Here is a 13,167-nt window from a genome sequence, read left to right on the forward strand (position 1 = left end):
GCGTAGGAGCCGGCCTTGGCCGCGATGCAGACGACGCGGTTTCAAGACAGTTGCTGCTATACGAGTTCGACCGCGAGTGACCGCTGCTCAGCCAAGGTACCAATCGGCTCGAGCGCCAGCCCCAACACCTGCGCCACCGCCAAAAACTCCGCCTGCCCCTGCGGCGTCACCGCCACCAGCAACCCGCCACTGGTCTGCGGGTCGCAGAACAGCAGTTTGTGCAGCGCCGTGATCCGCCCGATACGCTCGCCATAGCTGTCGAAATTGCGCAGCGTGCCGCCCGGCACGCAGCCCTTTTCCAGGTAATACTCAATGTTGGCCAGCACCGGCACCGCCGCCGTGTCCAGCCTGGCCGTCAGACCACTGCCATCAGCCATTTCCACCAAATGACCGAGCAGGCCAAAACCCGTCACATCGGTCATCGCCGTCACCCCGGCCAGGCGCGCAAACCGACTACCCGCCTTGTTCAACGTGCACATCAAATCCCGCGCCACGCCGATATCGGCCTTGCGCAACAGCCCCTTTTTCTCCGCCGTGGTCAGCACGCCAATGCCCAGCGGCTTGGTCAGGTACAGCACGCTGCCCAGCGTGGCCGTGTCGTTGCGCTTCATGAAGCGCTTCTCCACCAGCCCCGTCACCGCCAGCCCAAAAATAGGCTCCGGCGTATCGATCGAATGCCCACCCGCCAGCGCGATACCCGCCGCATCGCACACCGCCCGCCCGCCACGAATCACCTCGCGAGCCACCTCGGCGGGCAGCACATTGACTGGCCAGCCGAGGATGGCGATGGCCATGATCGGATCGCCGCCCATGGCGTAGATATCACTGATGGCATTGGTGGCCGCGATGCGGCCGAAATCGAACGGGTCATCGACAATGGGCATGAAGAAATCAGTGGTGGATACCACCCCGCGTTCCCCGTCGATGCCATACACCGCCGCGTCATCGCGCGAGGCATTGCCCACCCACAGGTTGGGGTCCAGGTTCTGCGCGCCGCTGCCGGCCAGGATCACTTCCAATACCTTGGGTGAAATCTTGCAGCCACAACCGGCGCCGTGGCTGTACTGGGTGAGGCGAATGGGTTCACTCATGAGCGGCTCCCCGTGATGTATCCAAACAGTCTAACAGGGCCGGGGAACAGCGCTTGAACGGCCATTTTGGTCATTATTTCATCACATCGACTCCAGCCCCGGTTTCTGGGGGGTTGAGCGTTTTATCCACAGAGATACTCACGATTTCAGGGGACAACTTTTCAGCGCGGGCTGGATATAAAACCAGCATCCCCAAAGTTAGCGACCAGCATAAAAATCGGGGCGAAAAAAAACCGCCGGATTCGGCGGTTTATTCGTGCTGCCAGGCTTCAGGCCTCGACACCCGCTACGCGACCAGTGGGCTCGAGCTCTTTGCCCTTGGCAAGGCTGACAGTCAGAAACTGGCGTTCGAGGGTAGAAGCGCTACCCGCCAAGCGACGCGCCTCTGCTTGGTACTGGGCAGCAAGCAATGGTTTGGGGGTGCGTTTAGAAGCTTTCATGGAAAACCGAGGGCCTCATGAATGATTGGTTCGTAGCTGATGCAGCATGCATCAATCCTCCTCTTCGCCAGCACCACTTGACTCGCCATGAGGAATTCCTTGGCGAGCCGCATGGCGGTGGAACGAAACATTTGGTGTTTGAAGTCACTCGCTCGTGGTCTCTTCATCTGCTGAATTCGGTCTTCCGCCTCGATTGTCCAGCCGACCAAAATAACCCGTTGGACTTGCATGGTGGCGCTTCCAAAGGTCCTCGCCACCCTTGGATTATGTATCGAACAATTGCACACGCGCCCTACAAAACCCTACAATACGAACAGTTCCCATTTTCTTTTATGTTCAACGCGGGAGTCCTGCGGTGCACCGGTCCAACGCCCCCGCGTCGTCCATCGTCACTGATCTGTATGTCGACCATCAGCTCTGGCTGACCGGTTGGCTGCAGCGCCGTCTGGGTTGCCCGCACAGCGCGGCGGACCTGGCCCAGGACACCTTCGTACGCCTGCTGAGCAACCGCGAGATGCCCGCGCTGAACGAGCCGCGCGCGTTCCTGACTACCCTCGCCAAGCGCGTGCTGTTCAACCACTACCGCCGCCAGGACATCGAACGCGCCTACTACCAGACGCTGTTGCAGATGCCCGGGCAGCAAGTGCCGTCCGAGGAAGACCGGGCGATCATTCTGGAAACCCTGTTGGAGCTGGACCGCCTGCTCGATGGCCTGCCCGTGCTGGCCAAGCGCGCTTTTCTGCTGGCCCAGGTGGACGGTTTGACCTACAACGAGATCGCTCGCCAGCTGGGCATTTCCCTGGCGACGGTCAAACGCCATCTTCAAAAGGCAGCGCTGCGCTGTTACTTCGCCCTGTGAACACGCCCCTGAACATTCCCGGCCGCGTGGCCGAACAGGCCGTGCACTGGTTGATCGAACGCCAGGAAGCCACGCCCACCGCAGCGCGGGAGCAGGCCTGGCAGCAATGGCTGGCGGCCGACCCCGATCACCGTCGTGCGTGGCAGCACATCCAGCATGTGAACCAGCGCCTGGGCGGCGTGGCCTCGCCGTTGCTGCACGCCGCCGTGGAGGCGCCGTCACTGGCCAGCCGCAGGCGCGCGCTGAAACTGGCGCTGATGCTGGGCGTGGGCGCCGCCGGCTGGCTGGCCCTGCGCCAACAGGACCTGATGCCACCGTTGACGGCCGACTACCGCAGCCCGCTGGGGCAACGACGCACCCAGTCGTTCAGCGATGGCAGCCAATTGCACCTGAACACCGCCAGCGCCGTGGACGTCAGTTTCACGGCAAGGCAACGGCGAGTGAACCTGCTCGAAGGCGAGATGCTGCTGCGCAGTGCCGCCGACCCGCGCCCCCTGCAGGTGATTACTACCCAAGGCACCCTCGCCGCCCAGGCGGCACGCTTCAACGTGCGGCAACTGGCCGGGCGCACGCGGGTGGCGGTGTTCGAGGGCAACGTACAAGTGAGCCCGACCGGTTTGCACGGCTACCCACTGATGCTCGACGCCGGTCGCCAGGTGGAATTCGACCTGGCCGCCTGGCGCACCCCTGCCCCGCTGGACCCCGGCGCCGGTGCCTGGGTAGACGGCATGCTGGTGGCCGCGCACATGCGCCTGGCCGACTTCCTGGAAGAGCTGGGCCGTTACCGTCGCGGCGAACTGCGCTGCGCCGCCAGCGTCGCCGACCTGCAGATTTCCGGCAGCTACCCCTTGGGCGATACCGAACGCATTCTCGATTTGCTGCACGTGGCGCTGCCGGTGAAAGTGCGGCGTTTCACGCGGTATTGGGTGAGCGTGGACGCCGCGGTCTAATGCTGTGGGCAGCCCCCTGATCCAAAGCGAACAAACAAGGCTGGCGACGCCGATCCATCAGGCCATGGCACGGTGCAACAAATGTGGGAGCGGGTTCTACCCGCGAAGCGCCGCGCGGGCGGCGCGCGGTCTCAAGAGCGACACGACAACATCGACTGGCACCTGGTGGTCATGACGCAACCTCCAGCCGGCCGCTTCGAAGAACACCCGATAGGCCTGTCGTGGGATCGCGTCGTGGCTGGCAGGTGCATGTGCTGGTTTTTTTGTTGTTCTGGAGACCGCGCGCCGCCCGCGCGGCGCTTCGCGGGTAGAACCCGCTCCCACATTTTGTTGCAACGTGCCATGGCCTGTGAGGTCAGCATCGCCCGCCTTGTGTGTTCGACACCAAGGCATGCGATATTTTTTTCACGCCAGTGAGCCGTTTTCCACACCTCGCGTGACAGAGAGGGTAACTCCCCTTGAATGCCTCGCTGAAGGACGTTTTGCATGTCTTGCTCGCTCAACCCGCTAGCCCGCTCCATCCGCCACCTGGTACTGGGCGCAAGCCTGGGCCTGACCGCCGTGCCCTACGTGCTGGCCGCCGATGCCAAGCCGCGCACCTACCATATCCCGGCCGCTACCCTGGAAGCAGCGCTGAACCAGTTTGGTCGCGAAGCCGGGGTACTGATCTCGTTCGGCTCGCAACTGACCCAAGGCGCGCAGAGCCATGGCCTGGACGGCAGCTACACCGCCGAAGCCGGCCTGGCCAAGCTGCTGGAAGGCACCGGCCTGCAAGCGCGCGCCGAGGGCGACAACGCCTTCAGCCTGCAACCGGTCAGCCAGGCGCCGCAAAAAGCGCCGCTGGAACTGGGGGCCTCGGCGGTGGTGGGTGACTGGCTGGGCTCGGCCGAGCAGACCAACGTGTTCGAACACGCAGGGGCCCGCGACGTGGTGCGCCGTGAAGAATTCGAGCGCACCGGCGCCACCAGCGCCCGCGAAGTCCTGAACCGCATCCCGGGCGTCAACGCCCCGGACAACAACGGCACCGGCAGCCACGACATGGCACTCAACTTCGGCATCCGCGGCCTCAACCCGCGCCTGGCCACGCGCTCCACCGTACTGATGGACGGCATCCCGGTGCCCTTCGCGCCTTACGGCCAGCCGCAACTGTCGTTCGCCCCGATCAGCATGGGCAACATGGATGCTGTAGACGTGGTGCGCGGCGGTGGTGCCGTGCGTTACGGCCCGCAGAACGTCGGCGGTATCGTCAACTTCGTCACCCGCGCCATCCCCGACGCGCCGACCGTGAAAGGCGGCTTCCAGACCGAGACCAGCCCCTCGTCCAGCCACGACGGTTTCAAGACCACCGGCAACCTGCTGGCTGGCGGCACTGCCGACAACGGCCTGGGCGGTGCGCTGCTGTATTCGGGCACCCGTGGCGGCGACTGGCGCGAGCACAGTGACACGCAGATCGACGACCTGATCCTGAAGGGCAAATACCAGATCGACGAGGCCAACAGCCTGAACGCCGAAGCCCAATACTACGAAGGCCAAGCCGACATGCCCGGCGGCCTGAGCACCGCGGCCTACAAGGCCGACCCTTACCAGTCCACACGCCCCAACGACAAGTTCTGGGGCCGCCGCACCATGGTCAACCTGGGCTATCGCTACCAGCAGGACCGTCGCGAATTTACGGTCAATACTTTCTTCACCAAGACCCTGCGCAGCGGCTACCTGGACCAGGGCACCTTCCTGTCGCTGTCGCCACGGCAGTATTGGGTGCGCGGGCTGGAAACACGCTTCTCCCAAGGCTTCGACCTGGGCAACAGCGCCCATGAAATCGGCGTGGGCTACCGCTACATCAACGAAGCCGGCCATGAACTGCGCTACCGCACGCCGATCGCCGCCAACCAGTTGCCCACCACCGACAGCACCAACGACCGCGACACCCGTGGCGGCACCACGGCCAATGCGTTCTTCATCGACGACCGCATTGACATCGGCCAGTGGACCTTCACCCCCGGCATTCGCTACGAAATGATCGAGTCCGAGCAGGCCAACAACCTCACCCACGTCAACTACAAGGGTGACTACAACACCGCCCTGCCGGCGTTGAACGTGATGTACCACGTGACCGATAACTGGAACCTGTACGCCAACACCGAAGGCTCGTTCGGCAGCGTGCAGTACAGCCAGATGCCCAACCGCGTGGCTGATGGCGAGGTCAAACCCGAGAAGGCGCACACCTGGGAGCTGGGCACGCGCTATGACAACGGCAACCTGCGCGCGGAGATCGGTGCGTTCCTGATCAACTTCAACAACCAGTACGACAGCAACCAGACCAACGACACGGTGATCGCCCGCGGCAAGACCCGGCACCAAGGCATCGAGACCAGCATCAATTACGCGTTGGACGGCCTGAGCCCGGCGCTCAGCGGCTTTGATGTGTACGCCACCTACGCCTATGTGGACGCCACCATTCGCGAAAGCGGCGACAACCAGGGCAACCGCGTGCCGTTCTCGTCGCGCCACAAAGGCACCGTGGGGGTGGGGTATACCGAGGGGCCGTGGAAGGTCAATGTCGACAGCAGCTACCAGAGCGGGCAGTTCGCCGACAACGCCAACACCAGCGCCGAAAGCGCCGATGGCAGCACCGGCAAGATCCCTGGGTATGTGCTGTTCAACACACGTACCAGCTATGACTTCGGGCCGCAGCTGTCGAATTTGAACGTGGCGGTGGGGGTGAAGAACATCTTCAACCACGAGTATTTCACGCGGTCTTATGACGATAACAACAAGGGCAAATACGTGGGTGAGCCGCGCACGGTGTACGTGCAGACCACGATTGCCTTCTGACGACCCTGTAGCCGCTGCCGAAGGCTGCGCTGGCCCTATGCCCCGCCCAAGATCTTCAGGGTTCATACGGGCCAGCGCAGCCTGGCGGCAGCGGCTACAGAGTCAGGCGTTCGCGTTGCGCCACTCGCGCAGCCACGCCAGGCCTTCGCTGGTATCGCCCTTGGGGCGATACTCGCAGCCGATCCAGCCGTCATACCCCAGCTCGTCGATCAGCTTGAACAGGTAGGGATAGTTCAACTCCCCCAGGTCCGGTTCGTGACGATCCGGCACGCCGGCAATCTGGATATGGCCAATGCCGGCCATGTCACGACGCAGCTTCACCGCCAAATCACCCTCGACGATCTGGCAGTGGTAGCAGTCGAACTGCACCTTGATGTTGGCCGCCCCCACTTCCCGGCAAATCGCCTGGGCCTGGTCCTGGCGGTTGAGGAAGAAGCCCGGCATGTCACGGGTGTTGATCGGTTCCAGCAACACGGTCACGCCGACCTTGGCGGCCTGGGCGGCGGCGTAGGCCAGGTTTTCCAGGTACACGGCGTGGTGGCGGGCGCGGTCGGCTTCGGACGGCAGCAAGCCGGCCATCACGTGGACGCGGGTGTTGCCCAGCACGGCGGCGTATTCCAGCGCCTTGTCGAAACCGGCGCGGAATTCGCTTTCGCGGCCCGGCAAGCTCGAGGTGCCGCGCTCGCCCTTGGCCCAGTCGCCAGGCGGTGCGTTGAACAGCGCCTGCACCAGGCCGTTGTCGTCCAGGCGCTGCTTGAGTTCGGCGGCGCTGTAGTCGTAGGGGAACAGGTATTCCACCGCGTCGAAACCGTCGGCCCGGGCCGCGGCGAAGCGGTCCAGGAAGTCGTGTTGCGGGTACAGCATGCTGAGGTTGGCAGCGAAACGAGGCATGTTAACTCCGGTGTTCGACAAATCAGACAAAGGGCCACAGCAACAGGGTCATCAGGAAGCCCAGGGTACCCAGGATGGTCACCAGCAAGGTCCAGGTGCGCAGGCCGTCACCCACGTTCAACCCGGCCAGCTTGGTGAACATCCAGTACCCGGCGTCGTTGATGTGCGACATGGCCAACCCGCCACCGCCCATGGCCAGGCACAGCAGGGCCATGTGGTTGGCGCTCAGGTTCAGGGTGGCGATCAGCGGGCTGAGGATACCGGCCGTGGTCACCAGCGCCACCGTGGTGGAGCCCTGCACCGCACGCAGCAGCAAGGTCAGGATAAAGCCCAGGGCCAGCACCGGCAGGCCGGTGTTGCGCAAGGCTTCGGAGACTACCGCACCGATGCCGGTGTCCACCAGCACCTTGCCGAACACACCGCCGGCACCGGCGATCAGGATCACCATGGCCACACCCGGCAGCGCCGAGCCGATCACATCCGACACCTGGCTGCGGCTCCAGCCACGGCGCGAGCCCAGCAGCCAGGCGCACAGCAAGGTGTCCAGCAGCAGCGCTACCAACGGCGCGCCCAATACGGTCATGACACTGCGCAGGCCTGAATCGACCGGCAGCAAAGTCGTTGCCAGGGTGCCCAGCAGAATCAGGATAATCGGCAGCAGGATCAGCGCGATCACCGTGCCAAAACCGGGCGGTGGTGCCACCGGCAGACGGGCTTTAAGGCTGCTGGCGCTTTCTTCCAGGCCCAGGGTCTTGGCGTGGGCGGCTTCGCTGGTATGGGTGTAGTCACCCTTGGCCCAGGCCACCAGGTCCTGGTTGGTGACGTGCGGGCCGTAGACTTCGGCGCGGATGTCGTCGGTCATCGGGTACACCCGACGGGTCATGCGCCCGGCGATGAAGTAACCGATCAGGCACAGCACACCCACCATCGGCAGGCCGAACATCAGCACCCGGCCCAGGTCCGCGCCCAGTTGCCCGGCCGCCGCCACGGCACCCGGGTGCGGCGGCAGGAAGGCGTGCACCGAGAGCAGCGCCGCGCACATCGGCAAGGCGAAGATCAGCAGCGGCTTGCGCGCCGCCCGGGCCACGCCATAGGCCAGAGGCATGAGGATGATCACGCCCACTTCGAAGAACACCGGAATGCCGACCATGAAGCCCGCCACGGTCAGGGCCAGCGGCGTGCGCCGGTTGCCGAAGCGGGCGATCAGGGTCTTGGCCAGCGCCTCGGCGCCGCCGGACAGCTCGATGATGCGGCCGATCATGGCGCCCAGGGCGATGATGATCGCGATGTGGCCCAGGGTCTTGCCCATGCCGCCTTCAATGGTGGCCACCAGGTCCTGGGCTTTCACGCCAGCCACCAGGGCAACGACGATGCTCACCAGCATCAGCGCCACGAACGGCTGGAACTTGTACTTGAGCACCAGCACCAGCAGCACGGCAATGCCGGCGCCAGCGGTAAGCATCAGCATCAGCGGGCTCATGCCAGGCACCCCGCGCAGCGGGCGTACGGACGGGACATGCAAACAGATTCAGTCATTATCGTTTCACCTGTTGTTATTGTTGTGTGCCATCAAGCAAGCGCGGTGCTTACCACTGCGCACCAAAGGTACTGCGCAAGGCTTCCAGGGCCTCGGCGCTGAGGGCGTCAGGGCGCGGCTGGGTCATCAGCCACAAACGTGCGGTCTCTTCCAATTCTTCCAGGGCGTAGGCGGCCTTGGCCACCGAGCTTTCCCAGATCACCGGCCCCAGCCGTTCCAGCATCACGCCGCGCACGCTGTTGGCCAGCAGCGCGACCTGGTCGGCCACCAATGGCGAGCCGGGGCGCTCGTAGTTGATCAGCGGGATCGGGCCCACTTTCATCACTTGATAGGGGGTGATCGGCGGCAGGATGCAGTCCTGCTGCCACACGCCGGCCAGGGTCAGGGCCACCAGGTGCGTGGAGTGGGTGTGCACCACGCCGCCCACGCCCGGGTTGCGGTCATACACTTGGCGGTGCAGGGCCAGGGTCTTGGACGGTTTGTCCCCCGACACCCACTCCCCCGCCAGGTTGACCTTGGCAATCCTGGCCGGGTCCAGACGGCCCAGGCAGGCGTCGGTGGGGGTAATCAGCCAGCCATCGTCCAGGCGCGCGCTGATGTTGCCGGCGCTGCCCACGGTGTAGCCACGGCCGAACAGCAGGCGGCCGATGTCACAGATTTCTTCGCGCAGCGCGTTTTCCTGGCTCATGCCGACACTCCTGCCAATTGGTTGAGGGCCTTGCTGAAGAAATCGCGGCCACCGAAGTTGCCGGACTTGAGCGTCAGCGCCAACGGCTGCGCCTGGGTGCTGACCGTGGCCGGCACGCCGGGGTCGATCTGCGCGCCGATCTGCAGCAGGCGCACGCCCAGGGCTTGCACCACGGCGCCGGAGGTTTCGCCACCGGCCACCACAAAGCGGCGTACGCCAGCAGCCAGCAGGCCTTTGGCGATCTCGCCCAGGGCCTGTTCGACCAAGGCACCGGCGCGTTCGACGCCCAGCTCGGCCTGCACGGCCTTGACCTCGTCCGGGGAGCTGGTGGCGTAGATCAGCACGGTCTGGCCGGCGTCGCGGGCAAAGGCCAGGGCCTGCTCGACCACCGGTTTGCCAGCGGCCAGGGCCAGCGGGTCGATGCGCAGCGCCGGGCGCCCGGCTTCCAGCCAGGCGGCAACCTGACCGTTGGTGGCCTGGGAAGCACTGCCGGCCAGCACCACTTCACCGCCATCAATAGCGGGCAGTTGCGCAGCATCCACCGCGCGCAGCTTGCCGGCGCGACGGAAGTTTTCCGGCAGGCCCAAGGCCAGGCCTGAGCCACCGGTCAGCAGCGGCAGGTCGGCGCAGGCAGCACCGAGGGTGTACAGGTCGGCGTCCGACACCGCATCAGCGATGGCCATGCCGATGCCGTCAGCGCGCAATTGAGCGATGCGCTCGCGCACGGTGTCCACGCCCTGGGCCACGGTGTCGTAGCGCAACAGGCCGACTTTCATGTCGGTCTGGGCTTGCAGCACGCGCACCAGGTTGGCGTCGCACATCGGCGTCAGCGGGTGGTGCTGCATGCCGGATTCGTTCAGCAGCTGGTCCTGCACAAACAGGTGGCCACGGAAAATCGTCCGGCCGTTCTCCGGGAAGGCCGGGCACGCCAGGGTGAAATCACTGCCCAGCTTTTCCAGCAGGGCCTGGCTGACCTGGCCGATGTTGCCGGCGGCCGTGGAGTCGAAGGTGGAGCAGTATTTGAAGAAGATCTGCTCGCAGCCACGGGCACGCAGCCATTCCAGGGCAGCCAGGGACTCGTCCACGGCGTCGGCCACGGGCGTGGTGCGCGACTTCAGGGCGATAACGATGGCGTCGGCGTCCAGGCCGGCGGCCAGCGACTCGTCCGGGATGCCAATGCTCTGCACGGTGCGCATGCCGCCGCGCACCAGCATGTTGGCCAGGTCCGTGGCGCCGGTGAAGTCATCGGCGATGCAGCCCAGCAGCGGGCGGTGTGGGGACTGGGTCATGACGCGGCTCACTCCTGCTCAGGCTTGGCCACGGGCAGCTCGATGCCCGGGAAAATCTTGATCACGGCCGAGTCGTCTTCGCGGCCGAAACCGGCGCTGCTGGCCTGCATGAACATCTGGTGGGCGGTGGCCGACAGCGGCAGCGGGAATTTGCTGGCGCGGGCGGTATCCAGCACCAGGCCCAGGTCCTTGACGAAAATGTCCACGGCCGACAGCGGCGTGTAATCAGCCTTGAGAATGTGCGGCACGCGGTTCTCGAACATCCACGAATTGCCGGCGCTGTTGGTGATCACCTCGTACAGCGCATCGGCGTCCACGCCCTCGCGCAGGCCCAGGGCCATGGCTTCGGCACTGGCAGCGATGTGCACACCGGCCAGCAGCTGGTTGATGATTTTCACCTTGGAGCCCAGGCCATGGACGTCGCCCAGGCGGTAGACCTTGCCAGCCATGCCGGCCAGCACGGCTTCGGCGGCGGCGTACGCATCGGCGGGGCCGGAGGTCATCATGGTCATCTGCCCGGCGGCGGCCTTGGCGGCACCGCCGGAGATCGGCGCATCCAGGTACAGCAGGTTCTGCGCGGCCAGGCGTGCGCCCAGCTCCACGGCAAAGGTTGGCGCCACGGTGGCGCAGCCGATCACCAGGCTGCCGGGGCGCAGCGCCGCGATGGCGCCGTTCTCGCCGAAGAGTACGGTTTCAGTCTGCTCGGCGTTGACCACCACGGTGATGATCACCTCACACGCAGCCGCCATGACCGCAGGGGTAGCGCAGGCAACGCCGCCCTCGCTGGCAAATTGTTCGGTCACGGCAGCGCGCACATCGCAGGCATGCACGTTGAAGCCTGCGCGCAACAGCGAGCGGGCAATACCCAGGCCCATGGCGCCCAGGCCGATGACACCGACGTTTTTGTTATTCATGGCAGTACTCCTCGGGTGAATCCAGCAGGTGCTTGATCATGGACCCATGATCGGATCTTGTGAAGCGATTTGTTTATTTAACATTTTTTAACATTGGAAAAGCAATAGGTGCAGGCACACCTCCCGCGGTTATTGACCGACAGGATGTTAAAAAACGTTAAATTGGTGGACCCACCGCGCAATCCTGCCGAACCACCAAAGCGGACGAGGTGATGGCACAGACATAACTGGCCCGAAACAGATGTGGGACCGGGCTTGCTCGGGAAGCGCCGCGCGGGCGGCGCGCGATCTCAAGAACGCCACAAAAACCCAAGACATGCACCTACAGGCCCCACCGCAACCCCCGTAGCCGCTGCCGCAGGCTGCGCTGGCCGGTGTGAACCCTGGAGATCTTCAGTGAGGCATGGGGCCAGCGCAGCCTGGTGGCAGCGGCTACGTCATATCGGGGTGTGGTTGGCAGGTGTTCGCTTGGGAGTTGCTGCGGTCTTGAGACCGCGCGCCGCCCGCGCGGCGCATCGCCGCCTATCGGCAGCTCCTACATTTGTTTCGGGCCAGTTATGCCTGTGAGGTCACCTGGTCCGCCTTGTTTGTTCGGCAGTCGATCGGCGTCAGGCTAACAGCAAGTCCACACCCAATTTCCGCAAACTATCCACCGCCGCAGGCGCCAGCGCGGTGTCGCTGATCAACGTGTCGAACTGCTGCAACCCGGCGATCCTGTACTTGCCGAAGGTGCCATATTTCGAACTGCTGGCCACCAGCACCGAGCGCGACGCCGACTGCATGGCGGCCTGTTTCACTTCGACTTTCAACGGCGACGGCGTGGTGATGCCACGCTGCAGATCCCAGGAACTGGTCGAAATGAAGGCAATGTCCGTCACGATCTGCCGCAAGGTAGCCGCCGCCAGGCCGCCCACACACGAACGGTTGGGATGATCGAGCAGCCCGCCGGTGTGGATCACGTCCACATGGGCGGCGTCCTCCAGGGCGTGAACGATGCCAAAGTCATTGGTGATCACCGTCATGCCGGTCAGCGCAATGATGTGCGGCACAATCTCCAGGGTGCTGGTGCCGGCGTCCAGGTACAGGGTCATGTCGTCCTTCAGCAAACCTGCGGCCAGCTTGGCCATGCCCTGCTTCTGCGGCAGCTCGACCACGGCCTTGGAGTCGTGGCTGGGCTCCATGTGCACCTGGCTGGCAATGCGTACCCCACCGGTTACCGAATAGGCGTGGCCTTCCTGCTCCAGCAAGGCGATGTCGCGGCGCACGGTCATGTGCGAGCACTCGAACATCTCCATCAACTGATGCACGCTGAGCACCTGATGCCGGCGCAACTGGCGCAGCATCTGCTCGCGGCGCTGCTCGGGGATCATCGGCGAGCCGTTGCTGGGGGGCGGGGACTGGGTGGGCATCGCAACTCCGGGCGGGGGTGTTGGTGTGGGCAGGTGAATGATACTGCCCCAAGGCGGGGGTGGCGACAACCGAACGATGGCATCGCGCACCGTAGCCGCTGCCGACAGGCTGCGCTGGCCCTGTGCCCCACTGGAAATCTTGAGTGTACATATCGACCAGCGCAGCCTGGCGGCAGCGGCTACGGTGCGCGGTGCCGAACCTCAATCCTGTAGCAGCAACTGTCTTTGTGGGAGCGGGTTCTACCCGCGAAAAGGACGCGGGGG

11 protein-coding genes are annotated in these 13,167 nt (G+C 64.6%); 3 read left to right on the top strand and 8 right to left on the bottom strand.

What is annotated here, in order from left to right:
* Positions 1–56: 56 nt before the first annotated feature.
* Both selD and ACZ9GA_RS16115 read right to left on the bottom strand, forming a co-directional pair.
* The gene (selD, locus tag ACZ9GA_RS16110; RefSeq protein WP_457361736.1) at positions 57–1,091 is read right to left on the bottom strand and encodes a selenide, water dikinase SelD; all 1,035 of its coding nucleotides are present in this window, start codon (positions 1,089–1,091) and stop codon (positions 57–59) included.
* Positions 1,092–1,527: 436 nt separating this feature from the next.
* Entirely contained in the window at positions 1,528–1,761 is a 234-nt protein-coding gene (locus ACZ9GA_RS16115; protein ID WP_457361735.1) for a hypothetical protein, read from the bottom strand.
* 125 nt (positions 1,762–1,886) lie between these two features.
* Between ACZ9GA_RS16115 and ACZ9GA_RS16120 the strand changes: the two genes are divergently transcribed.
* The 3 genes from ACZ9GA_RS16120 (at position 1,887) to fecA (ending at position 6,175) form a co-directional block, all read left to right on the top strand.
* On the top strand, positions 1,887–2,390 hold the full coding sequence (locus ACZ9GA_RS16120) for a sigma-70 family RNA polymerase sigma factor (protein ID WP_457361734.1): 504 nt from the start codon (positions 1,887–1,889) through the stop codon (positions 2,388–2,390).
* Between the two features lie 8 nt (positions 2,391–2,398).
* Entirely contained in the window at positions 2,399–3,340 is a 942-nt protein-coding gene (locus ACZ9GA_RS16125; RefSeq protein WP_457363708.1) for a FecR domain-containing protein, read from the top strand.
* A gap of 486 nt (positions 3,341–3,826) precedes the next feature.
* On the top strand, positions 3,827–6,175 hold the full coding sequence (fecA, locus tag ACZ9GA_RS16130) for a TonB-dependent Fe(3+) dicitrate receptor FecA (protein WP_457361733.1): 2,349 nt from the start codon (positions 3,827–3,829) through the stop codon (positions 6,173–6,175).
* A gap of 102 nt (positions 6,176–6,277) precedes the next feature.
* Here fecA and otnI read toward each other — a convergent pair whose 3' ends face one another.
* The 6 genes from otnI to ACZ9GA_RS16160 form a co-directional block, all read right to left on the bottom strand.
* Positions 6,278–7,066: a 2-oxo-tetronate isomerase gene (gene otnI / locus ACZ9GA_RS16135; protein WP_457361732.1), complete on the bottom strand. Its 789-nt coding sequence runs from the start codon at positions 7,064–7,066 to the stop codon at positions 6,278–6,280.
* Between the two features lie 22 nt (positions 7,067–7,088).
* Positions 7,089–8,546, bottom strand: coding sequence for a GntT/GntP/DsdX family permease (locus tag ACZ9GA_RS16140; RefSeq protein ID WP_457361731.1), 1,458 nt, complete (start codon positions 8,544–8,546; stop codon positions 7,089–7,091).
* 106 nt (positions 8,547–8,652) lie between these two features.
* Positions 8,653–9,291, bottom strand: a complete 639-nt coding sequence (gene otnC, locus ACZ9GA_RS16145) for a 3-oxo-tetronate 4-phosphate decarboxylase (protein ID WP_455923700.1) — start codon at positions 9,289–9,291, stop codon at positions 8,653–8,655.
* A complete protein-coding gene (gene otnK / locus ACZ9GA_RS16150) occupies positions 9,288–10,580 on the bottom strand; it encodes a 3-oxo-tetronate kinase (protein WP_457361730.1) in 1,293 nt (430 codons plus the stop codon). Before otnK ends, otnC begins: the two co-directional genes overlap by 4 nt.
* A gap of 8 nt (positions 10,581–10,588) precedes the next feature.
* Positions 10,589–11,515, bottom strand: coding sequence for an L-threonate dehydrogenase (gene ltnD, locus ACZ9GA_RS16155; RefSeq protein ID WP_457363707.1), 927 nt, complete (start codon positions 11,513–11,515; stop codon positions 10,589–10,591).
* A gap of 587 nt (positions 11,516–12,102) precedes the next feature.
* The gene (locus ACZ9GA_RS16160; RefSeq protein ID WP_457361729.1) at positions 12,103–12,903 is read right to left on the bottom strand and encodes a DeoR/GlpR family DNA-binding transcription regulator; all 801 of its coding nucleotides are present in this window, start codon (positions 12,901–12,903) and stop codon (positions 12,103–12,105) included.
* Between the last annotated feature and the right edge of the window lie 264 nt (positions 12,904–13,167).

The organism is Pseudomonas sp. TE3644, from assembly GCF_056278815.1.

Bases quoted from the DNA above. Each gene is read 5' to 3' on its own strand.
- selD (WP_457361736.1), bottom strand. From the start codon at position 1,091: ATGAGTGAACCCATTCGCCTCACCCAGTACAGCCACGGCGCCGGTTGT.
- ACZ9GA_RS16115 (WP_457361735.1), bottom strand. From the start codon at position 1,761: ATGCAAGTCCAACGGGTTATTTTGGTCGGCTGGACAATCGAGGCGGAA.
- fecA (WP_457361733.1), top strand. From the start codon at position 3,827: ATGTCTTGCTCGCTCAACCCGCTAGCCCGCTCCATCCGCCACCTGGTA.
- otnI (WP_457361732.1), bottom strand. From the start codon at position 7,066: ATGCCTCGTTTCGCTGCCAACCTCAGCATGCTGTACCCGCAACACGAC.
- ACZ9GA_RS16140 (WP_457361731.1), bottom strand. From the start codon at position 8,546: ATGAGCCCGCTGATGCTGATGCTTACCGCTGGCGCCGGCATTGCCGTG.
- otnC (WP_455923700.1), bottom strand. From the start codon at position 9,291: ATGAGCCAGGAAAACGCGCTGCGCGAAGAAATCTGTGACATCGGCCGC.
- otnK (WP_457361730.1), bottom strand. From the start codon at position 10,580: ATGACCCAGTCCCCACACCGCCCGCTGCTGGGCTGCATCGCCGATGAC.
- ACZ9GA_RS16160 (WP_457361729.1), bottom strand. From the start codon at position 12,903: ATGCCCACCCAGTCCCCGCCCCCCAGCAACGGCTCGCCGATGATCCCC.